Origin of the sequence: Pseudomonas sp. Pseusp97, assembly GCF_047304025.1 — a bacterium.
Taxonomy (GTDB): domain Bacteria; phylum Pseudomonadota; class Gammaproteobacteria; order Pseudomonadales; family Pseudomonadaceae; genus Pseudomonas.
On sequence record NZ_JBGLYK010000001.1, the window covers coordinates 37,364 to 57,327 of the forward strand.

At 65.9% G+C, this 19,964-nt stretch carries 18 protein-coding genes and 1 pseudogene; 4 read left to right on the top strand and 15 right to left on the bottom strand.

The features are described from left to right. Positions 1 to 19 precede the first annotated feature (19 nt). From ACCC94_RS00180 to plsB, 4 genes are all read right to left on the bottom strand, one after another. The gene (locus ACCC94_RS00180; RefSeq protein WP_413347501.1) at positions 20 to 466 is read right to left on the bottom strand and encodes a low molecular weight protein-tyrosine-phosphatase; all 447 of its coding nucleotides are present in this window, start codon (positions 464 to 466) and stop codon (positions 20 to 22) included. A 336-nt stretch (positions 467 to 802) separates the two neighbouring features. After that, positions 803 to 1,855 (bottom strand): glycosyltransferase family 4 protein, encoded by a 1,053-nt coding sequence (locus ACCC94_RS00185; RefSeq protein WP_413347502.1) that lies wholly within the window; start codon positions 1,853 to 1,855, stop codon positions 803 to 805. A 149-nt stretch (positions 1,856 to 2,004) separates the two neighbouring features. Further along, positions 2,005 to 2,451: a low molecular weight protein-tyrosine-phosphatase gene (locus ACCC94_RS00190; protein WP_413347503.1), complete on the bottom strand. Its 447-nt coding sequence runs from the start codon at positions 2,449 to 2,451 to the stop codon at positions 2,005 to 2,007. A gap of 87 nt (positions 2,452 to 2,538) precedes the next feature. Next, positions 2,539 to 5,049 carry a glycerol-3-phosphate 1-O-acyltransferase PlsB gene (gene plsB / locus ACCC94_RS00195; RefSeq protein ID WP_413347504.1) on the bottom strand — a complete coding sequence of 837 codons (2,511 nt, stop codon included), beginning with the start codon at positions 5,047 to 5,049 and terminating at the stop codon, positions 2,539 to 2,541. A 169-nt stretch (positions 5,050 to 5,218) separates the two neighbouring features. Between plsB and ACCC94_RS00200 the strand changes: the two are divergent. Next, positions 5,219 to 5,657, top strand: a pseudogene (locus ACCC94_RS00200) (hypothetical protein). Between the two features lie 558 nt (positions 5,658 to 6,215). Then, positions 6,216 to 6,425 (top strand): cold-shock protein, encoded by a 210-nt coding sequence (locus ACCC94_RS00205; protein WP_015476243.1) that lies wholly within the window; start codon positions 6,216 to 6,218, stop codon positions 6,423 to 6,425. A 70-nt stretch (positions 6,426 to 6,495) separates the two neighbouring features. Here the strand turns inward: ACCC94_RS00205 and ACCC94_RS00210 are convergent, their stop codons facing one another. The 5 genes from ACCC94_RS00210 to ACCC94_RS00230 all read right to left on the bottom strand — a co-directional run bounded on the left by ACCC94_RS00210 (position 6,496) and on the right by ACCC94_RS00230 (position 11,816). Further along, the gene (locus ACCC94_RS00210; RefSeq protein WP_413347505.1) at positions 6,496 to 6,867 is read right to left on the bottom strand and encodes a hypothetical protein; all 372 of its coding nucleotides are present in this window, start codon (positions 6,865 to 6,867) and stop codon (positions 6,496 to 6,498) included. 10 nt (positions 6,868 to 6,877) lie between these two features. Further along, positions 6,878 to 7,687: a putative RNA methyltransferase gene (locus ACCC94_RS00215; RefSeq protein WP_413347506.1), complete on the bottom strand. Its 810-nt coding sequence runs from the start codon at positions 7,685 to 7,687 to the stop codon at positions 6,878 to 6,880. Then, positions 7,687 to 7,872, bottom strand: a complete 186-nt coding sequence (locus tag ACCC94_RS00220; RefSeq protein ID WP_413347507.1) for a hypothetical protein — start codon at positions 7,870 to 7,872, stop codon at positions 7,687 to 7,689. The genes ACCC94_RS00215 and ACCC94_RS00220 overlap by 1 nt, the downstream gene beginning before the upstream one ends. Continuing rightward, on the bottom strand, positions 7,869 to 9,026 hold the full coding sequence (gene dapE / locus ACCC94_RS00225; protein WP_413347508.1) for a succinyl-diaminopimelate desuccinylase: 1,158 nt from the start codon (positions 9,024 to 9,026) through the stop codon (positions 7,869 to 7,871). Before dapE ends, ACCC94_RS00220 begins: the two co-directional genes overlap by 4 nt. 192 nt (positions 9,027 to 9,218) lie before the next feature. Next, on the bottom strand, positions 9,219 to 11,816 hold the full coding sequence (locus tag ACCC94_RS00230; RefSeq protein ID WP_413347509.1) for a glycosyltransferase: 2,598 nt from the start codon (positions 11,814 to 11,816) through the stop codon (positions 9,219 to 9,221). Positions 11,817 to 12,119: 303 nt separating this feature from the next. On the opposite strand from ACCC94_RS00230, the gene tcdA reads away from it, so the two are divergent. Next, on the top strand, positions 12,120 to 12,926 hold the full coding sequence (gene tcdA, locus ACCC94_RS00235) for a tRNA cyclic N6-threonylcarbamoyladenosine(37) synthase TcdA (RefSeq protein ID WP_413347510.1): 807 nt from the start codon (positions 12,120 to 12,122) through the stop codon (positions 12,924 to 12,926). A 98-nt stretch (positions 12,927 to 13,024) separates the two neighbouring features. On the opposite strand, the gene ACCC94_RS00240 is transcribed toward tcdA, so the two are convergent. The 5 genes from ACCC94_RS00240 to ACCC94_RS00260 form a co-directional block, all read right to left on the bottom strand. Next, on the bottom strand, positions 13,025 to 13,432 hold the full coding sequence (locus ACCC94_RS00240; protein WP_413347511.1) for a SufE family protein: 408 nt from the start codon (positions 13,430 to 13,432) through the stop codon (positions 13,025 to 13,027). Then, positions 13,429 to 14,634 carry an aminotransferase class V-fold PLP-dependent enzyme gene (locus tag ACCC94_RS00245; RefSeq protein ID WP_413347512.1) on the bottom strand — a complete coding sequence of 402 codons (1,206 nt, stop codon included), beginning with the start codon at positions 14,632 to 14,634 and terminating at the stop codon, positions 13,429 to 13,431. Before ACCC94_RS00245 ends, ACCC94_RS00240 begins: the two co-directional genes overlap by 4 nt. Before the next feature lie 75 nt (positions 14,635 to 14,709). Next, positions 14,710 to 15,744 (bottom strand): 2,3,4,5-tetrahydropyridine-2,6-dicarboxylate N-succinyltransferase, encoded by a 1,035-nt coding sequence (gene dapD / locus ACCC94_RS00250; RefSeq protein WP_413347513.1) that lies wholly within the window; start codon positions 15,742 to 15,744, stop codon positions 14,710 to 14,712. A gap of 41 nt (positions 15,745 to 15,785) precedes the next feature. Next, on the bottom strand, positions 15,786 to 16,412 hold the full coding sequence (locus ACCC94_RS00255) for a LysE family translocator (protein ID WP_413347514.1): 627 nt from the start codon (positions 16,410 to 16,412) through the stop codon (positions 15,786 to 15,788). An 11-nt stretch (positions 16,413 to 16,423) separates the two neighbouring features. Continuing rightward, a complete protein-coding gene (locus tag ACCC94_RS00260) occupies positions 16,424 to 16,732 on the bottom strand; it encodes an arsenate reductase (RefSeq protein ID WP_413347515.1) in 309 nt (102 codons plus the stop codon). Positions 16,733 to 16,918: 186 nt separating this feature from the next. Between ACCC94_RS00260 and ACCC94_RS00265 the strand changes: the two genes are divergently transcribed. Continuing rightward, on the top strand, positions 16,919 to 18,607 hold the full coding sequence (locus tag ACCC94_RS00265) for a Na+/H+ antiporter (protein WP_413347516.1): 1,689 nt from the start codon (positions 16,919 to 16,921) through the stop codon (positions 18,605 to 18,607). A 159-nt stretch (positions 18,608 to 18,766) separates the two neighbouring features. Here the strand turns inward: ACCC94_RS00265 and dapC are convergent, their stop codons facing one another. Then, positions 18,767 to 19,963 carry a succinyldiaminopimelate transaminase gene (dapC, locus tag ACCC94_RS00270; protein WP_413347517.1) on the bottom strand — a complete coding sequence of 399 codons (1,197 nt, stop codon included), beginning with the start codon at positions 19,961 to 19,963 and terminating at the stop codon, positions 18,767 to 18,769. Between the last annotated feature and the right edge of the window lies 1 nt (position 19,964).

Here is a 19,964-nt window from a genome sequence, read left to right on the forward strand (position 1 = left end):
GAGGGGCTTCTTGAAGTTGTCAGCGTTGAGGTTGAAGGCGTTGGGACCAGGCATCGGCGCCTTCCTCGATCAGGGCGTAGGCATGCTCGAAAGCTGCCGTTCCGTGGCGGTAGGGATCGGGGATCTCTCGTTCGTTCTGCCATTTGCCGAGAAGAAAGGTCTTGCCGCGCGATACCGGTGAGAGCCGGATGACGTCCTGTAACTGGCGACGCTCCATGACCAGCACCAGGTCGGATACCTGCAGGAGCTGCGGCGTCAATTGGCGGGCCTGATGTTCCCGAGGTGCCTGGCCATGGCGTTGCAGGGTGGCAAGGGCGTGACGTTCGAGCGGATGACCGACCACGGCAGTGAGTCCGGCCGAACTGACCCGGATGCCGGTGTGGGCCAGTTTCCGCCGGAGCAGATGCTCTCCTGTCGGGCTGCGGCAGATGTTGCCTGCGCAGATAACCAGTACGTTCTTGAACACGCTGACCACCGATGCATTGATTGATCGCTACCTATGGGCCGCGAAAATTAAGCTTCGCGCCGGGGCGATTCAATGCATGCAGGCCCTCGTTTCGGGTGTTTAGGAATTCTCTGAGGAGGGTTAAAGGGAATCCCTTCAAATACCGGGCGGGGCGGAGAATTCTGGCGGCCTATTGCTGCCTCGATCGGCTGATCGATTGGGCGGCTTCTGTCGTCAGGGCTGCCGGGTGGGGTGACGACGAGCGAAACAGCGTGGGCTCTGGCGCGAGGCTGTCTGTCTGGAGGGAGTATCAGCTGAGCAGGGAATGTGGCCCGCCCACTGGGGCGGGCTTCGATATCAGCCCGCAGCCAGCTGACGGACCGGGTGTTGCGGAGTGAACCGGGCGTAAAGGCTTTCCAGCGAGGATTGCAGCTGCTCGCCCGAGTGCAGTCGTTGAATGCTCTGGCTGTTGCGAGCGAGTTCTGCCTGCACGCTGGTGTCGCCATTGGCGAACGCGCCGACCTGCCGCTGGGCTTCTGCCAGATCCTTCGCGGTAGACAGGCCTTCGGCAACGAACGGGCCTATGCACCGCAGGGCGATGGGGAGATCCAGCTTGGCTGCCTCCAGGACAGAGATGGGAAATCCGTCCCAGGCGGCCGTATGGAAGTACAGGTCGAGACCCTTCATATGAGCGATGACTTCTGCGCGCGGGCGCCAGCCGGTCACTTCGATGCCCGCCTCGACCATCTCCGCCATGACCTGAGCGTCTCCGCCCCCGATCCACTTGAAATGCGCCACTTCATGGCAGGACTCAGCCAGTGCGCGGAAGTAATCATGGCCCTTCTGCCGACTGATGCGCCCGACCATGCCGACCACGGGCTTGCTGGTGAGGCTGCGGACGGCGGGGACGTCCGGCAGCTCGTCGCAGACATTGACCAATCCCAGGGTGTGCGCCGGCTCGATCAGCTCCCCGGCGATGCGCTGTTCGTCGAGGCCGCAACCGGCAATCACGGCGGTACGCCGCGCCAGCAGAGACTCGATGGCCCGGTAGGCCTTGAGCACCATCGGATGGTCGCCGCGCAGGAAGGCAAAGCCGTGGGGGGTGTAGACGATCTTCTGCGCGGGGATGAAGGGCAGGGCGCGGATCAGCGCGCCGGCATAGGTGCTGTGAAGATGGATGACATCCGGCTGCACACGATCGATGTACGGCTTCACCTTTGCCAGGCTGGAAAGGCGGCGTGGCACCAGTTGCATGTGCTTGAACAGGCCGCGGCTTTCCTCGCCGGTGGTATCGCCTTTGCGCACCGAGGCCAGCAGGTAATGTTCATGCTGCTGGGAGTTGAGGATGTAGGAATTGATGGCCGAGGTAACGCCGCCGCCGAATGACTCGGTGATGTGCAGGATCTTCATAAAGCGATGTAGGCCTCTGGAAAATTACGTGTCGTAACTGGGAGACCAAACAGCTGAATATGGTCTTGCTGGGCTAGAGCGTAGCCTTTTTCATACAGGATTTGTAAGGGTTTTTGACGCTTTTCGTGGTGGCGAAAATTTCCGTCAAATTACCGACGAATTCGCAGGCGGTCGCCCCACGGAGCCACCGCGGATTCGATCAGCGCATAGGCCCGCTCGAAGGCCTCCGGGCCCTTGCGGTAAGGGTCGGGGATTTCCTGGTCGGACTGCCATTTGCCCAGCAGGAAGGTCTTGCCGCGAGCTTCGGGCGCCAGGCGGATAACGCTCTGGATCTGCGACTGCTCCATGACCAGCACGAGGTTGGCCTCGTGGATCAGTTCGGCGGTGAGCTGGCGCGCGCGATGCGGGTGAGGGTGATGGCCGTGACGGCGGAGGATGGCAAGGGCGGTGCTGTCGATCGAGTGGCCGACCAGCGCGTTGAGCCCGGCGGAGGCCACCGAGATGTCGCTGCCCTGCAGGGATTCACGCAGCAGGTGTTCGGCGATGGGGCTGCGGCAGATGTTGCCGACGCAGACGATCAGAATCCTGTTGAACACGTGGAGCGTCCCTGACCGCGACCGATGGATCGTCAGAAATCTATCGGTCGCGGTGCGCAGGCGTCAAGCAGCCGGCAGGGGTGCGATTCAGCCCTGGCTGGCGGGCGGTGCGGCGGTGGCAGCGCTTTCTTCCTGGGCTGGCCGCTCCAGGGCGACCTGGCGGATGGACAGCCGGATCTCCGCCGGCAGCACGCGCTTGGCGGCACCTTCGGCCAGTTCGCCGAGCAGTTCGTGGTAGCTCAGCTTGCCATTCTCGTCCTTGCGCAGGACGCCTTCGTCCAGCAGGGTCTGGATGAAGTGGCGGAATAGGCTCTTGTCGAAGAATTCCGGGGCATTGAGGCCGTGCAGGACCGACAGGCGCTGGGCCATCACGGTGCAGAGGTTTTCCAGTTCCTCGGCGGTGAGCTGCTTCTGTCCGGCATTGAGCACCAGCGAGATGGACATGTAGAAGCGCTGCAGGGTCTGCGCGATGGCGCGCGCCAGCAGCGTCAGCAGCACGTACTGGCGTGAGCTGGGCGGCGGACGGATGAAGGTGTCGTTCTCCTGCTTGAGCAGTTCGCTGGCGACCATGGCCTGCAGCCATTGATCGACCACGGCGTCCAGCTCGTCCAGGTTCCAGCGGATGAACAGCTCCGCCTGCAGGTACGGGTACAGCGCGCGGGTGTAGCGCAACAGCTGTTCGCGGCTGATCCGCCCGCTGTTCTGGAAGAAGCTGGCGATCAGCGCCGGCAGGGCGAAGATATGCAGGACGTTGTTGCGGTAGTAGGTCATCAGCACCGCGTTCTGCTCGTCGAGATAGCAGATGCGGCCGAGGGCGTCCTTCTGCTCGCTGAGCAGGTTCATGCTCTTCACGTACTCGATCTGTTGCTGGCCGTCGCCCTCGGGCAGCGTCGCGCTGGGCGAGTAGGGCACCTTGCGCAGCAGGTCGAGGTAGAGGTCGATCACCCGTGCCAGCGCGGTCTCGTCCAGGGCCAGGCGAGTGGTGGACAGGAGCGCCAGGGCCACCAGGTTCACCGGGTTGATCGCCGCGGCGTCGTTGAGGTGACGGGCAACGTCGCGGGCCAGGTGATTGGTGGTTTCCGAAAGCCAGGCCGGACGGAACTCCGGGCCCAGTTCCTGCTGACGCCAGTCCGGCTGCTGCTGGTCGAGGAAGGCGTCGAGGTGGATCGGCTCGCCGAAGTTCACCCAGACCTGGCCGAAGCGCTGTCTCAGCGCGCCGACGACCTTGAAGATGTCGAAGATGGACTCCTTTTTCTTCGCTGCGCCGCGCAGTTCACCCAGGTAGGTGCGGCCTTCGAGCACACGCTCGTAGCCGATGTACACGGGCACGAAGACGATCGGGCGGCGCGAGTCGCGCAGGAAGCTGCGCAGGGTGATCGCCAGCATGCCGGTGCGCGGGTGCAGCATGCGCCCGGTGCGCGAACGGCCACCTTCGACGAAGTACTCGGTGGAGAAGCCGCGGCTGAACAGGGTGTGCAGGTATTCGTTGAACACCGCGGTGTACAGCTGGTTGCCCTTGAAGCTGCGGCGCATGAAGAAAGCGCCGCCACGGCGCAGGATCGAGCCCACCACCGGCATGTTGAGGTTGATCCCGGCGGCAATGTGCGGCGGGGTCAGGCCGTTGCGGAACAGCAGGTAGGACAGCAGCAGGTAGTCGATGTGGCTGCGGTGGCAGGGTACGTAAACGATCTCGTGGCCCTGGGCGACTTCCTGCACGCGCTCGATATGGTTGACCTTCACGCCCTCGTAGAGCTTGTTCCAGAACCAGGTGAGGGTCACTTCGAGGAAGCGGATCACCGGGTAGGAAACGTCAGCCGCGATTTCATTGGCGTAGCGCAGGGCGCCGGCCTCGGCCTTCTCCTGGGAGATCTTCTGGGTCTCGCACTCCTCCTGGATCGCCTGGCGCACCAGGGGCGCGCGCAGCAGGCCCTTGACCAGGGTGCGGCGGTGGGAGAGATCCGGGCCGATCACCGCGGTCTTCTGGTTGCGGAAGTGCACACGCAGGATGCGCTGGACCATGCGCAGGGTGCGCTCGTGGCCCTTGCCCTGCTCCACCAGCTCGCGCAGGTGGATGGGAGCGGAGAACTGTACGCGGGTCTTGCGGCCGAGGATGAGGATGCGCGCCAGCTTGCGCAGGCGGCCGGTCACGGCCCAGTTGTCAGCGAACAGCAGCTTCCAGGCGCTCTTTTCGCTGTCCGGGGATTGGCCCCAGAACACGCTGACCGGGATGATCTGCGCGTCGTCGATGCCGTTCTGGCCGATGGCGCCGAGCATGCGCACCAGCGCCGGCGGCGCGCCGCGCTTGTCCTGGCGGCCGAGCCAGTCGGGTTCGGGCGTCAGGTAGAAGAAGGCCGCAGGCTCGATGGACTCACCCACTGCCACCGGCATCACCGGCCGCGGCAGGCCAGCCTTGCGGCACTCGGTGTCCACCACGGCGAGGTCGCTCACCGAGGGTTGCTGCAGGACGTAGAGGACCGGTTTGCTGCGGTCGATCTTCAGGCTGAAGGCCGACTGGTTGATGGTTTCCGAGCGCACCCAGAGGTACAGCAGGCGGCGCAGGGCACCGAAACCGAAGCGGCGGAACGGGTAACGAGGCATACAGGCCCTATGGCTGGCGTAGGTAAAACGAGCGATTGCTCAGGCCGGCTAGTTTGCCGGATTAGACCTTCGCCAGCAAAGCCGGGAGCGCTTGGTCGGCGAGGGCGGATGCCCCGTGATCAGCGGCTATCCTGCCATTTAGGGGATGACATTCTATGGAGGTTCCGCGATGCGTACGTTCACCTGGGGATGCCTGCTCGCCTTGTCGGTCGTACTGCCCGCCGCGGCGCAGACTGTCGTCCCGCTCAAGGGCCAGAGCAGCCAGCAGATGCAGCAGGACATGAGCGAGTGCAACAGCGTAGCCGCCAATGCGGCGAGCAGCGCTACCAGCAGTTCCGACCCGCATGTCGGCGACCGCTCCCGCCGCCGCCGAGGTGCGCGGGCAGCAGCATGAAGAGCTGTATGACCGGGCGAGTGACGACGCCAAGCAGCAGTACCGGCAGAACCGTGCGGGCGAGGTAGCGGCGGCGGGAGCGGCGGTGGGCGCTTCGCGCCAGCGCCAGGATCGTCGGCAGGACCGTCGCGCGCAGGGGGAGGCGCAGAGCAATGCCAGTGCCAGCGCCTACAGCGGTTGCCTGCAGGGGCGGGGTTATCAGGTCAGTCCCTGAGCGTGAGAGTCCTTTGATGGTGCACGACTGACCGCGCTTGAGGTGCGGTCAGGGAGTGTTTCATGTCCGTTATTCATGGGACGCGATGGATTGGTGGACTGCCAATTCAGCAGACAGATGATTGGGTATATTGCCGCGGCAGAAACTGCAGGGCGCATTCCGACTGCCTCTGAAAGACATTTCCCAATACCGCTGAACACGGATGAACGGGAACGAAACTACCCGCCGCGAAGACGCCAAAGTGCGAAAAGGTCCACGTTCGAAACACTTCCGTTACGCGGGGTAACGAGCACCAAAATGGCTCTGCAGGCCCCGAAAAATGGCACTTTGGCCTGTTTGGTCATAGGGGCGCGGAGGGGATGAAAAAGTGCTTTTCAGCTGTAACTTTTGATTTATATACTCGGGAGCGCTGTCGCCCGTGGGCGTTATTCGAATTACCTTCCTAAGTGCCATTGGGTGCGGGGCGGATGATCAGGAAAGCGTTCAGCTGGCGACTGCCGAAGTCCTCATTCCCGGGGGCCAATCCAAAAAATAATAGGCAAGTTGGAGAGTGTGGTAATGGCTGATCGTGAGGTCGGAACCGTCAAGTGGTTCAATGACGCCAAAGGTTATGGATTCATTCAACGCGATAGCGGTCCGGACGTTTTCGTTCACTACCGTGCCATTCGTGGCGATGGTCACCGCTCCCTGGTCGAAGGCCAGAAAGTGGAGTTCTCGGTGATCCAGGGTCAGAAAGGCCTCCAGGCGGAAGACGTCGCCAAGGTCTGAGCCCCCGAAAGTACAAAGGCCCGTCCAGTGGACGGGCCTTTGTTTTTTCCAGCCTTGCACGTGACCGGCTTCAGCCCGTGCGCCAGGTGATCTCCTCGACGCCCGCAGCGGTCACTTTCAGCCAGCGGTCGGCGTCTTCCTCGCCCTGATCCTCGCTCCAGCTGCCGGGGGCGCAGCGTACTTCCACGTCCAGCGCGGCGCAGGCATCGCGAGCGCAGGCGACATCGTCGTCCCACGGGGTCTGGTCGCTGTCCAGGAACAGGCTGTTCCACTTGCCCACGGCCTTGGGCAGCCAGGTGACGGAAATGCTCCCGGCGCTGCATTTGAAGGTCTCGCCCTGGGCGCGCCATTCGGAGCAGGGGCCAAGGGCCTGTTCCAGCCAGGCGCCGACGGCGGCCTGGTCGGCATCCTTGATGTAGATCTCGATATCCGGTTGGCGCATGGCGTCCTCGTCAGGGTTCTTGGCGTTCCAGCCAATCGTAGCGTACCGCCACCGTCACCTCGAAGGGCTCGGCGAGGATGCGCTCGCGCCGCTCAGGGTTGACGCGCCAGCCGTGCGGCGTCATCGCCAGCAGGTGTTCGCGCGCTTCGCGGGTGTGCAGCGGCAGCTTGAAGCTCAGTTGTTCGGTGTGCGCCAGCTTGAGTTCTTCCGGCAGGTCGGCGAGATGCTTGTCCTCGACGTACTCGCGAACTTCGTCGTACAGGCGCTGGCGCAGCTCCAGCAGGTGATCGCGCGCCGGGCCCAGGCGCAGCACCCCGCCGCCGGGAGTCAGCAGGCGCCCGGCTTCCTTCCAGTCGATCGGGCTGAATACGCTGGCCAGCAGTTGGCAGGAAGCTTCGGCCAGCGGCACCCGGGCCATGCTGGCGACCATCCAGGTCAATTGCGGGGCACGCTTGCAGGCGCGTTTGACGGCCTCGCGGGAGATGTCCAGGGCATAGCCGTCGGCCTGCGGCAGCGCTTCGCCCAGCTGTGCGGTGTAGTAGCCCTCACCGCAACCGATATCCAGCCAGCGCCCCGGAGCGCGCTCGGCGGCCAGTTCGGCCAGGCGCCGGGCCAGCGGCGCATAGTGGCCGGCGCCGAGGAAGTGCCGGCGCGCCTCGACCATGGCGGCGTTGTCGCCCGGATCGAGGCTCTTCTTGTGCTGCACCGGCAACAGGTTCAGGTAACCCTGGCGGGCGCGGTCGAAGCGGTGGCCGGCGGAGCAGGCGACACCGTTGTCGACATCGGTCAGCGCCTCGCGGCACAGCGGACAGATCAGCATCACTTCTTCACCGGGGTCGGTGCCAGCGGCTGCGGCAGGTCGTTGCGCAGCACGGTCGGCAGCGAACGGCGACGCTGGGCAATCTGGTACACGCGCAGGGAGTAGCGTCGTTCGGCAGCCGGGGCAGGCGGCGGAGTATCGGGCTGTACGGCGCCCAGGCAGAAGCCTTTGTTCGGTCCAGTCATGCCAGCAGTCGCACCAGGGTCTGGTAATAGATTTCGGTCAGTACATCGAGGTCGCTGGCCAGCACGCGTTCGTCCACCTGGTGGATGGTGGCGTTCACCGGACCGAGCTCGACCACCTGGGTGCCCATGGTGGCGATGAAGCGGCCATCGGAGGTGCCGCCGGAGGTCGACGGGGTGGTCTCGCGGCCAGTGACGGCGCGGATCGCTGCGGCCACGCCATCGAGCAGCTCACCCGGCTGGGTGAGGAAGGGCAGGCCGGACAGCGCCCAGTCGATGTGCCAGTCCAGGCCGTGCTTGTCGAGGATGGCCGCGACGCGCTGCTGCAGCCCTTCCACGGTGGATTCGGTGGAGAAGCGGAAGTTGAAGATCACCTTCAGCTCGCCGGGGATGACGTTGGTCGCGCCGGTGCCGCCATTGATGTTGGAGATCTGGAAGCTGGTCGGCGGGAAGAAGTCGTTGCCGTTGTCCCAGTGCTCGGCAGCGAGTTCCGCCAGGGCCGGGGCAGCCAGGTGGATCGGGTTCTTCGCCAGGTGCGGGTAGGCCACGTGGCCCTGCTTGCCGCGCACGCTGAGGGTGGCGCCGAGGGAGCCGCGACGGCCGTTCTTGACGATGTCACCCACCAGGGTGGTGCTCGACGGCTCGCCGACTATGCACCAGTCCAGGCGTTCGTTGCGGGCCTTCAGGCGCTCGACCACGGCCTTGGTGCCGTGATGGGCCGGGCCTTCCTCGTCGCTGGTGATCAGGTAGGCGATGCTGCCGCGGTGGTCCGGGTGGTCGGCGACGAAGCGCTCGGTGGCGATGATCATCGACGCCAGGCTGCCTTTCATGTCCGCCGCGCCGCGGCCGCAGAGCATGCCGTCGGCATCGATCAGGGCGTCGAACGGCTGGTGCTGCCAGGCCTGCTCGGGGCCGGTGGGGACCACGTCGGTATGGCCGGCGAAGCACAGCACCGGGCCGTTGGCGCCGTCGCGGCCCTGGCGCAGGGCCCAGAAGTTATCCACCTCCTCGATGCGCATGGGCTCCAGGGCGAAGCCGCAGGCGCCCAGGCGCTGCATCATCAGCTGCTGGCAGTCGGCATCGACCGGTGTGACGGAGGGACGGCGGATCAGCTCGCAGGCGAGGGCCAGTGTCGGCGAGAGGGACATTGAGGGCATCCTGGGGGTGGAACGGAAAAAGGCGCCCATCTTAAAGCAAAAACGCCGGCGAATGGCCGGCGTTGCTGCGAGGAGATGGACGGTGACTGCGTTTGTAGGAGCGAGGGGGACGCCATCGTTATTGCTCGCGAACCCGCCTGATGCAAGGGCATCAGACAAAAACGTTCGCGAGCAAGCTCGCTCCTACAGGTGTCAGCTGGCTGGCGCGGCGTCCGCTACCGGAGCCTCCTGAGCCTTGGGCGCCGCGGACAGCAGCGCCATCACCAGTGCGGCGAGGTAGGGCAGCGACTGCACCAGCAGCATGGCGACCCAGAACATCATGTCGCGGCTCGGCACGCCCTGCACCAGCACGATGCCCAGCGCCGCGCCCCACAGCAGCAGCATGATGAACACTTCCTCGCGCGCCTCGGCCAGCGCCACCAGCAGGCCGTGGTTGGAGGCCATCTTCGGCGTGCGGAAGAACGGGATGGTCTTGGTGAACGTCCCGTAGAGCACCGCCTTGGCGATGGTGTGCGACAGCGCAAGGCCGGCCACCGCCGCCTGGAACGAGCGCACGAGGTTCACGCCCACCGCGCGGCGGTAGAGGAACATGATCTTGCCGAACTTGAAGAAGAACAGCGCCAGCGGCGGGATGGCGAAGATCAGCAGCGGCGGGTCGACCCGCTTGGGCACGATGATCATCGCCGAGGACCAGAGCAGCGCGCCGACGGTGAAGAAGATGTTCATGCCGTCGGCGATCCACGGCAGCCAGCCGGCGATGAAGTGGTAGCGCTGGCCGAGGGTCAGCTTGCTGTCCTTGCCCTGGAACAGCGCGCGGGCGTGCCCCTTCATGATCTGGATGGCGCCGTAGGCCCAGCGGAAGCGCTGCTTCTTGTAGTCGATGAAGGTGTCGGGCATCACGCCCCTGCCGAAGCTCTGGTGCGAGTAAGCGGCCGAGTAGCCCTTCTCGAATACCCGCAGGCCCAGCTCGGCGTCCTCGCAGATGGTCCAGTCGGCCCATTTCAGCTCGTCCATCACGGTGCGGCGGATCATGGTCATGGTGCCGTGCTGGATGATCGCGTCGCGGTCGTTGCGGGTGACCATGCCGATGTGGAAGAAACCCTTGTACTCGGCGTAGCAGAGCTTCTTGAAGAGGTTTTCCTCGCCGTCGTGGTAGTCCTGCGGGGACTGCACCACGGCGATCTTCGGGTCGCTGAAATGCGGCACCATCTGCTTGAGCCAGTTCGGTTCGACGCAGTAGTCGGCGTCGATCACCGCCACGACTTCGACGTCCGGCGCGGTGTGCGGCAGGATGTAGTTCAGCGCGCCGCCCTTGAAGCCGGCCAGCGGGGCGACGTGGAAGAAGCGGAAGCGCGGGCCGAGGATTTCGCAGTAGTCGCGCACCGGTTCCCAGACCGCCGGGTCCTTGGTGTTGTTGTCGATGATCAGGACTTCGAAATCCGGGTAGTCGAGCCGGGACAGTGCGTCCAGGGTCTTCTTCATCATCTCCGGCGGCTCGTTGTAGCAGGGCACGTGCACCGAGACCTTGGGCCGGTAGCCGGTATCGCTGAGCACCGGGTCGAACGGCCGGCGGCGCTTGCGCACCCAGACCGTCTCGGCCAGTTCATGGGCCTCGGTGAGCAGCACGATGAACACGCCCAGCGCGCCGATGCCCAGCAGGCCGCCGACGGTCATGCTGAACCAGGTGCTGTACTGCTGGCTGTAGTCGTAGGCGATCCACACCAGCACCGAGCCGCCGGCGAAGGCGACCACGGTGAGGAAGGTGCGTCCGCGCTGGCGCAGGGCGCTGCCGTCGATCATCAGCAGGGTCAGGGCGAGCAGCGCCATCACCACCGAGGCGACCGCCAGGGCGCGCCATTGCGGGATGTTCACCACCGGCCCGTCGAAGTTGAACTTGGGTTGGCGCTGGGCGTTGTAGACGCCCCAGTACGCGCCTACCGAGCCTTCGTCACCGACTTTCCACGGCTGGTCGAAGGCCTCGACGACAAAGTAGTTGTAGCCCTTCTTGTTCAGCGCGTTGGTCAGCGTGCGCAGGTAGATGGCCTGGTCTGCCTGGGTGGCGTCTGCGCCGCCGCGCATACGGCCGTTGCTCGGCCAGCCGACCTCGGCCAGCAGCAGAGGCTTGCGCGGGAACTTGGCGCGCAGTTCCTTGGCACGCTCGAGGACGAACGGGATGGCGTCGTTCATCGCGGTGTATTCCCAGTAGGGGAGTACGTGGGCGGCGATCAGGTCGACGTGCTTGGCCATCTCCGGGTACTTCTCGTAGATATGCCACTGCTCGGCGGTGGTCACCGGCACCTTCACCGCCTTGCGCACGCGGTCCAGGTAGGCCGTCAGCTGCTCGACCGTGACCTCGCGGCGGAACAGCGCCTCGTTGCCGACTATCACCCGCACCACGCTGCGCGAGTTGTTGGCGATCTCGATGCCGCGCTCGATCTCGGCTTCGTTCTCCGCCTCGTCCGGGCCGATCCAGATGCCCAGGCTGACGCGCATGCCCAGCTCCTCGGCCAGGCGCGGGATATCGGCCAGCGAACCCTTCACCGAGTAGGTGCGGATGTTGTCGGTGCTCTTGGAGACCAGTTCCAGGTCCGAGCGGATCTCGTCGTCGCTGGGGAACTGGTTCTTCTGCGGATTCTGGTTCAGGCGAAACGGCGAGAAGGAGAATCCGGAAATGCTTTCCGGCCAGTCGGGAACGCTGACGGGACGGTTATAGAGGGCCCAGAAGCCGGTGAAGAGTGCCGCGAGGGCAACGAACACCACCAGGTTGAGGCCGAACTTGCGTGCAGGCATGGTGCGATCGGGTTCCAAAGGGTGGAACGGGGAGGGGCCAGGACAGTCTCCGGGCGGGAGAGTCTTCGGTCGGGGCGCATCCTACCCCGCACTCCGGGGGCTGTACAGGTTGCCGGCGCCGTCCGCCGCGTGGGCGTTCGTGGGCAATTTCCGACAGTTTAGAATGTGTGGCAGGCGCGTGACTGAGACTGCGGCAATCGGGCTTTGTTGCAGGCGTGCCCAGGCTGATTGCTGTAGGGGCGCGGTCGTTACCGGAGCCCGGTCGTTATAGAATGCCGGCCGTTTCGAAATGAGGTGTGGGCGATGCAACTGGATGAACAGCGTTTCGGCGGAATCGCGCGGCTTTATGGCCGTGAGGGCCTGGAGCGGCTGGCGGCCAGCCATGTGGCGGTGGTCGGGATCGGCGGCGTGGGTTCCTGGGCGGCCGAGGCCCTGGCGCGCAGCGGCGTGGGCGAGATTTCGCTGTTCGACCTCGACGACGTCTGCATCACCAACACCAATCGCCAGGTACACGCTATCCAGGGCGCCGTGGGCAAGTCCAAGGTCGAGGTCATGGCCGAGCGCCTGAAGGCGATCAACCCGGGCATCGTCGTACACGCCGTAGCCGATTTCGTCACCCGCGAAACCATGGCGGACTACATCACCCCCGAGCTGGACTGCGTGATCGACTGCATCGACAGCGTCGCCGCCAAGGCCGCGCTGATCGCCTGGTGCAAGCGCCGCAAGCTGCAGATCATCACCACCGGCGGCGCCGGCGGGCAGGTGGACCCGACGCAGATCCAGGTTGCCGACCTGAACAAGACCTTCAACGACCCGCTGGCCGCCAAGGTTCGCTCGACGCTGCGCCGTGACTACAACTTCTCGCGCACGCCGGGCCGGCATTACAGCGTGCAGTGCGTGTTTTCCACCGAACAGCTGCGCTATCCCAAGCCGGACGGCACCGTGTGCCAGTCCAAGAGCTTCGTCGGGGAAGGCGTGAAGCTGGACTGCGCTGGCGGTTTCGGCGCGGTGATGATGGTCACCGCGACTTTCGGCATGGTCGCCGCGGCGCGGGCTGTGGACAAGATCGTCGCCGGCGCGCGGCGCCCCTCGGAGCGCGCGGCGGGCTGAGCGCTTTTGTAGGAGCGAGCTTGCTCGCGAACGGATTTTCCGGTGACGCCGGCGTCAGGCGGTTCGCGAGCAAGCTCGCTCCTACGAAAAAGCAGTCCTTAGGCGCTGATCAGTTCCTGCATCCGCTTGAGCACCGCATTCAACCCGTTGCTGCGCGACGGCGACAGTTGCCGGCCCAGCCCCAGTTGCTCGAACCAGTCGGGCAAATCGATGATGGCCAGTTCATCAGCCGACAAACCTTCCACCCGCACCAGCAGCAACGCCAGCAGCCCGCGCAGCAGGCGCGCATCACTGTAGGCGCGGAAGTGCCAGCGCTGATCACGGCGATCCGCCACCAGCCAGACGTTGCTCTCGCAGCCCTGCACGCGCTGCTCGTCACTCAGTTCGGCTTCGCTCAGCGGCTCCAGGCGCTCGCCCCACTGCATCAGCAGGCGGGCGCGTTGTTCCCAGCCGTGCAGGGCGGTGAAGGCCTGCAGCGCCTCGGCGGCAGCGGTGGGCAGGCTCATCGCAGCAGCTCCAGGGCACCGTCCAGCGCGTGGAAGAAGCGCTCGATATCCGCGCCGTCGCTGTACAGGCCGAGCGATACGCGCAAGGCGCCCGCGACATCCAGGGTTTTCATCAGCGGCATGGCGCAGTGGTGCCCGGCACGCACGGCGATGCCCTGCTCGGTGAGCAGGTGGCCAAGGTCGGAGACGTGCACGCCCTCGACCACGAAGCTGGCCAACGCCACTTCCGGCTCGCCCAGCACGCGCACGCCGTCACGGGCGCGCAGGCCGGCCAGCAGGCGGGCGTGGAGGAAGTTCTCGTGGGCGATGACTTCGGCGCTGTCCTGGGCGGCCAGCCATTCCAGGGTCGCACCCAGGGCGATCACCGGGCCGATGGGCGGGGTGCCGGCCTCGAAGCCCATGGGCGCGTTGTGGAACTGCGCGTCGAAGTAGTCCGCCACGCGCACCATCTCGCCGCCGAACTGCCAGTGCGCCAGGCGCTCCAGCGCTTCCGGGCGGCCCCAGAGCAGGCCGAGGCCTTCCGGGCCGTAGAGCTTGTGGCTGGAGCAGACGTAGAAGTCGCAGCCCAGCGCCGACAGGTTGTGCCGGCCGTGGACCACGCCCTGAGCGCCGTCGACCACGCTCAGTGCGCCATGCTGGCGGGCCAACTGCAGCAGCTCGGGCAGCGGCTGCCAGGTGCCGAGCACGTTGGACAGCTGGCTGACGGCGAGCAGGCGGGTGCGCGGGCCGATCAGGCCGGCAGCCCGGTTCAGGTCGATTCGGCCGGCGGTGTCCAGCGGCAGTACGACCAGCTTCAGGCCGCGACGCTTGGCCAATTGCTGCCAGGGCAGCAGATTGGCGTGGTGTTCCAGCGCGCTGACGACGATCTCGTCGCCCGCCTGGAACAGGCCTTCCAGCCCGTAGGCCAGCAGGTTCAGCGCCTCGGTGGCGCCGCGGGTGAAGACGATCTGCGCCGGGCTGCCGCCATTGAGCCAATTGGCGGCCAGGGTGCGGGTCGCCTCGAAGGCACGGGTGGCGCGCTCGCCGGGCAGGTGCTGGGCGCGGTGCACATTGGCGGCGCCGCTGGCGTAGTAGCCGGCGAGTGCGTCGATCATGGCGCGCGGCTTCTGCGCGGTGGCGGCGCTGTCGAGGTAGGTCTGGCCTTCGGCCTCGAAGGCGGCGAGGGCCGGGAAGTCGGAGCGCCAGGGCGATAATGCAGTCATAAGCTACAAGCCTCGAGCCGCAAGCCAAAGATGCGTTGCTTGCAGCTTAAGGCTTGCAGCTTGGAGCTTCCCGTTTTAGTTGTGCGCGTGCAGCGCCTCGTTCAGCTCGATGGCAGTCTTGTTGGTCTTGCACTCGACCGCGCCGGTCTGGGAGTTGCGACGGAACAGCAGGTCGGCCTGGCCGGCCAGGTCGCGGCCCTTGACCACTTTCACCAGGTTGTTCTGGTCGTCCAGCACGGCGATCTTGGTGCCGGCGGTGACGTACAGGCCAGCCTCGACGATGTTGCGGTCGCCCAGCGGAATGCCGATGCCGGCGTTGGCGCCGATCAGGCAGCCTTCGCCGACGCTGATGACGATATTGCCGCCGCCGGACAGGGTGCCCATGGTGGAGCAGCCGCCGCCCAGGTCGGAACCCTTGCCGACGAACACGCCAGCGGAGACGCGGCCTTCGATCATGCCCGGGCCTTCGGTGCCGCCGTTGAAGTTGACGAAGCCTTCGTGCATCACGGTGGTGCCTTCACCAACGTAGGCACCCAGGCGCACGCGGGCGGTGTCGGCGATGCGCACGCCGGCCGGGACCACGTAGTCGGTCATCTTCGGGAATTTGTCGACGGAGAAGACTTCCAGCAGCTTGCCCTTCAGGCGTGCTTCCAGTTGCAGCTCGGCCAGCTCTGCCAGGTCGACGGCGCCCTGGTTGGTCCAGGCGACGTTCGGCAGCAGCGGGAAGATACCGGTCAGGTTCAGGCCGTGCGGCTTGACCAGGCGGTGGGACAGCAGGTGCAGCTTCAGGTACGCCTCCGGGGTGGAGCTGGGGGCGGCGTCTTCGGCGAGCAGGGTGGCGACCAGCGGCTTCTGGCTCTCGGCCAGGCGGTTCAGCAGGGCGGCCTGGGCGGCGTCGACGGTCTCGACGGCGTCGGCCAGCTGGTAGGCCTGGTGGGCGGTGAAGGCGATCGCCTGGTTGCCGCCTTCGTAGTTCAGCAGCGGGGAGATGGCGGCGACCAGCTCGGCGCTGGGGTTCAGCAGCGGCTGTGCGTAGAAGACTTCCAGCCAGTTGCCCTGGCGATTCTGGGTACCGACACCGAAAGCGATGCTGAACAGGGATTTCGACATGTGGGGATTCCTTGAAAGAGATTCTCGAATAACGGATTCGGTCAGGCCGGACGGCGGCTGAGCAGCAGGCCCAGCCCGGCGCTGCCCAGCAGCGCGGCACAACCACGGTTGAACAGGCGCCGGGCGCATTCGCCGGCGAGCAGCTTGCCGAGGCGGACCCCGGCGAGCCCGTAAAGGGCGATGGCCAGCCATTCCAGCAGCAGGAAGGCTGCACCGAGCTGGGCGAACTGGGCGCCCACGGCCTGACGCGGATCGACGAACTGCGGCAGGAAAGCGGTGAAGATGAGGATCGCCTTGGGATTGCCGGCGGCCACCCAGAACTCCTGACGAACCAGGCGCCACAGGCTGACGGCGGCATCCGGGGTTCCATCCGCGGAAAGGTTCGCAGTCGGGGCGCGCCACAGCTGCACGGCGAGCCACAGCAGGTAACCGGCGCCCACCAGCTTGATCGCCAGGAACAGCCAGGCCGACGCCTGCAACACCAGCGCCAGGCCGGAAGCGGCCAGGGCCAGCATGCCGGCGAAGGCGACCAGCCGTCCGCCGCCCGCGAGGGTGGCGCGCAGCAGGCCGAAGCGTGCGGCGTTGTTCAGCGACAGCAGGTTGTTCGGTCCCGGCGCCATGTTCAGGGCGAAGCAGGCGGGGAGGAACAGGGCCCAGGCGATGCTCATCGTCGTGATGCTCAGGCCAGCGCGGCGGCGTAGGCGTCGGGCTTGAAGCCGACCAGGGTGCGGTCACCCAGGTCCAGCACCGGACGCTTGATCATCGACGGCTGCGCGACCATCAGTTCGATGGCCTTGTCCTGGTCGAGGTCGGCCTTCTGCGCGTCGTCCAGCTTGCGGAAGGTGGTGCCGGCGCGGTTCAGGACGGTTTCCCAGCCATGCTCGTTGCACCACTGGCGCAGGTGTTCGCGGTCGATGCCGCTACTCTTGTAGTCGTGGAAGGCATAGTCGACGCCATGCTCTTCCAGCCACACGCGGGCTTTTTTCATGGTGTCGCAGGCCTTGATTCCATAAAGCGTCCGCTCACTCACGGGGCGCTACTCCTTTTCGATGCTTTTTTCAGGCGCGGGATTATGCCATTTCCCAGCGCCTTGCGGGACGCCGCCGGGAGGTCGGTCGTTCGTAACAGTTTTTTGCCCAATTCGAGGCTGATCCGCCGCGCATCGGGTGCTTCAATGGAGAGCTGTGCTGGGAGTTCGTCGATGCAGACCGTTTACACCGTTTTGATCCTGCTGCTGGTCGTGGGGGGAACCCGGCTCGCGGCGCAGTTGATCCCGCTGCCGTTGCCGCTGATCCAGATCGCCGCTGGCGCCGCGCTGGCCTGGCCGAGCCTGGGCCTGCACGTGGCGCTGGACCCCGAGCTGTTCATGTTCCTGTTCATCCCGCCGCTGCTGTTCGCCGATGGCTGGCGCATGCCCAAGGGCGAGTTCTGGAAGATGCGCTGGCCGATCCTCACCCTGGCCTTCGCCCTGGTGCTGTTCACCGTGGTCGGCGGCGGCGTGTTCATTCATCTGCTGATCCCCGAGATTCCTTGGGCCGCAGCGTTTGCGCTGGCGGCGGTGCTGTCGCCCACCGATGCGCTGGCGGTCTCGGCCATCGCCCAGAACCGCTTGCCCAAGCGCCTGATGCACGTGCTGCAGGGTGAGGCACTGATGAACGACGCATCGGGCCTCGTAGCCTTCAAGTTCGCCGTCGCCGCCGCCCTGACCGGCACCTTCTCGCTGATGGATGCCAGCCTGAACTTCCTGCTCGTGGCGGTCGGTGGCCTGGCCAGTGGCGTCTTTCTCAGCTGGCTGCTGGGGCGCATCCGCGCCTGGATGATCCGCCGCGGCTGGGACGACCCGGCGACCCACGTGGTGCTGATGCTGCTGTTGCCCTTCGCCTGCTACATGATCGCCGAGGAGCTGGGCGTCTCCGGCATCCTCGCGGCGGTGGCGGCCGGCATGATGCAGAGCTGGGTCGACCTGCTGCCCCGGCAGACCAACACCCGCCTGCTCAACCGCAGCGTCTGGTCGATGCTGGAGTTCGCCTTCAACGGCGTGGTGTTCCTCCTGCTGGGGCTGCAGCTGCCGGACATTCTCAAGTCCGTCGCCCATCATGCCGACGATGTGATGTGGCGCTCGTCGCTGCTGCTGTTCTACGTGCTGGCGGTTTTCGCGGTACTGCTCCTGCTGCGTTTCGGCTGGGTCTGGTGCTACTGGAAGGTTTCCGTGCGCTTCGAGCAGTGGTGGGGCATCGAACTGGGCGGCAAGCCAGGGGAGCCGGTGCTGCGGCTGTCGGCGATCTCCGCGCTGAGCGGGGTGCGCGGCGCGGTGACGCTGGCCGGTGTGCTCTCGGTTCCCTTGCTGCTGATGGATGGCTCGGCCTTCCCGCAGCGCGACCTGATTATCTTCATCGCCGCCGGGGTCATTCTGGTGTCGCTGATCGCAGCCACCATCGGCCTGCCGATCCTCCTGCGCGGCTTGCCGGCGGCCAGCAACGACCAGCGCGAACTGGAGGTGCAGGCGGTCTGGCGCAAGACCGCGGCGGCGGCCATTCACCTGCTCGAGAGCGAGGAGGTGCCGGCCAGTGAGGGCGGCGATGCCGACGAGACGGCGCGGCTGGCGGAGATGAAGGCCAGGCTGATGGCCGAGTACCGCCACGAACTGGACCCGGCGCCGGACAGCAAGGAAGCCCGCGAGCGTGCCCGCGCCCTGGAGCTGGCTGACCAGGCGCTGCGCATCAAGGCCCTGCGTGCGCAGCGGCTGGAGCTGTACCGGATGCGTCGCGAGCACGAGATCGACGACGAGACCATGCGCGAGGTGCTGGGCGAGCTGGATAACCAGGAGGCCTGGGTGACCAGCAAGGCGGGGAGGTGGGTGTAGTTCGCTTTTCGTAGGAGCGAGCTTGCTCGCGAACAGGGCTCTCCGGCGGGTCGCGGAGTGATGCGGGTTCGCGAGCAAGCTCGCTCCTACAGGGCTGCGTCAGGCGGTAGGGCGCGTAATCTGGAACGCTGGCGCGTTATGCGCCCTATCGGTGGAGCCTCAGAGACTCTGCACGTAGCGCTTGATGCGCTCGGCCGCTTCCACGCACTCCGCCAGCGGAGCCACCAGCGCCATGCGCACGCGGTTGGCGCCGGGGTTCTCGCCGTGCACTTCGCGGGACAGGTAGGAGCCCGGCACCACGGTGACGTGCTGCGTATCGAACAGGCCGCGGCAGAACTCGGTGTCGGCCACCGGGGTCTTTGCCCACAGGTAGAAACTGCCGTCCGGACGCTGCACGTCGAGCACGCCGCCGAGGATGTCCAGCACGGCGTCGAACTTCTTGCGGTAAAGGTCGCGGTTGGCGCGCACGTGGTCTTCGTCCTTCCAGGCCGCCACGCTGGCCAGCTGGGTCTGCACCGGCATGGCGCAGCCGTGGTAGGTGCGGTACAGGAGGAATTTCTTCAGCACTTGGGCGTCGCCGGCGACGAAGCCCGAGCGCAGCCCCGGCAGGTTGGAGCGCTTGGACAGGCTGTGGAACACCACGCAGCGCTTGAAGTCCGAACGGCCCAGTTCGGCGCAGGCGGTCAGCAGGCCGGCCGGCGGGTTCTGTTCATCGAAGTACAGCTCGCTGTAGCACTCGTCGGCGGCGATCACGAAGTCGTGCTCGTCGGCCAGGGCAATCAGCTTCTTCAGGGTTTCCAGCGGAACCAGGGCGCCGGTGGGGTTGCCCGGGGAGCAGAGGAAGAGGATCTGGCAGCGCGCCCAGATCTGGGCCGGCACGGCATCGAAATCGGGGTTGAAGCCGTTGCTTTCCAGGCACGGCAGGTAGTGCGGCTCGGCGCCGGCCAGCAGGGCTGCGCCTTCGTAGATCTGGTAGAACGGGTTCGGGCTGATCACCAGGCCCTGGGCGTTGCGGTCCACCACGGTCTGGGTGAAGGCGAACAGCGCTTCACGGGTGCCGTTCACCGGCAGCACATGCCGCGCGGCATCCAGCCAGCCGGCCGGCACCTTGAAGCGGCGCTCGCACCAGGCAGCGATGGCTTCGCGCAGGGCGGGGATGCCCAGGGTAGTCGGGTATACGGCCAGTTGGTCGAGGTTGTCGGCCAGGGCCTTGGCGACGAAATCCGGCGAGCGGTGCTTGGGCTCGCCGATGGACAGCGCGATGGGCTTGAGGTCCGCCGGCGGCTGGGCGCCGGCCAGCAGGGCGCGGAGCTTCTCGAAGGGGTAAGGCTGGAGCGAGTCGAGGGCAGGGTTCATG